Genomic DNA, 1,526 nt, shown 5'->3' with positions numbered 1-1,526 from the left:
GCTATTCCTTGTATATGTTGCATCACTAAAAATAATGAATTTATCTTTTTCTTACAACTATTTTACTATATTTGGTACTAGGATTGTGGAGGTTTTTTCACAGTCTGACGTTAGTGGCAAGACTACGCGAAATCTGCAAAAAACAACTTTTAAGATTATGAAACAACGAATAATTATTCTGATTTTACTTAGTAATTTTTTTATCTCATTCAGTCAAGAAAGGTATGTTTATGAATTTGAAAAAATTCAAGGCATAGATACTATTCAAAAAAAAGAAATATTAAATGATTTGTTGAGTCATGCAGAATTATTTGATAATAAATTCTTTATAAGTTATTATGGAAATGAGAGAATACCAACGTTTTATATAAAAGAAAATGACTTCTGTTTGTCTTTAAATTTAGATTTCTCTGACGAAACAAATTATAACATTATTGGTTTATCTGAAAACCAACAATTTATTTATATTAATGGAGAAGGAAATCATTCGACAAGACAAACTCAATTTGGATACAAATATTTATATATAGTCAATTTAAAAAACAACACGTATTTACAAATACAATATTATTCTTCAATTATTTTTTGGGAACCTAATGAAAACGACCCAAATGAACTTAACATGATAAAAGAGAATACAGTAAATAGTTCAAAAATCGCATTAACAAAAAATGGCTTTACTGTTATTAGTAACATTTTTAGTATTACAAATGACGAAAAAATTGACTATGATGTAATTCAAAGTGGAGAATATGAACTTGATGAGTTTAAACTCAAAAAAACTCAGTACTACAATACAGTATTGATGAAATTTACACCGATTAAATATTTAGAAAATATTGCTATCGGAATGACAATAGAAGATTTAAAATTAGTATATCCATATATTAGTTTTATTGAAAAAGAAAACATTTATCAAACTTGTACGGACGAAAGTACGTTAGGATTTGAAGTTTGGGATGGAACTGAATTGTTAGGTTATGTAGATAACAACTTATCTGACAATAAAATTAAAAACCTTAAAGTAATATCGCCAAGATTTAACTTTAATAAATTGAATACAAACACAACTGCCAGTGAAATTCTAAAATATTATCCAAAATCAAATGTTAGGCTTGATAATTTAACGGAATGGGAACACATTTACATCAAGGAACTTAATATCGAACTTGTTTTCAAAACTAATGACACTAATAGAATTGGAAAATATAAAAATGAAAATTTTGTGAAACTGAAAAATGGAAAAACTAAAGTAGATTTTATTCAAGTTTACTAAAAGTCCAGCCACTAACAGCCGTTTGGCAAGATTGCGAATTTTGTGGTAAATTCACGTTTGCGTTCCGCAAGAAATTTTATCTTTAGTGGAAATTAAACGGTTACGAATTTCGCAACCTCGCCAAGCGGCGGAACGTCAGGTTGTGAAAAAACTTCATTTTCAATACAAATTCACTTAATTAAAAGCTTATAAATTGATTTTAAGCCAAGGTATATTTTGAAGTAGTTTGATTTGTTCCCAAAATGATACG

At 27.2% G+C, this 1,526-nt stretch carries 1 protein-coding gene; it reads left to right on the top strand.

Features of this window, described 5'->3' with window-relative positions; translation table 11 throughout:
• The first annotated feature begins 157 nt into the window (after positions 1-157).
• A complete protein-coding gene (locus tag G6042_RS00800) occupies positions 158-1,276 on the top strand; it encodes a hypothetical protein (protein ID WP_169522373.1) in 1,119 nt (372 codons plus the stop codon).
• Positions 1,277-1,526 lie beyond the last annotated feature (250 nt).

The sequence above is a fragment of the Flavobacterium solisilvae genome, from assembly GCF_012911605.1.
Lineage (GTDB): Bacteria > Bacteroidota > Bacteroidia > Flavobacteriales > Flavobacteriaceae > Flavobacterium > Flavobacterium solisilvae.
Note: the sequence above shows the minus strand (reverse complement) of the source record. Positions and strands in the feature narration are given on the sequence as shown.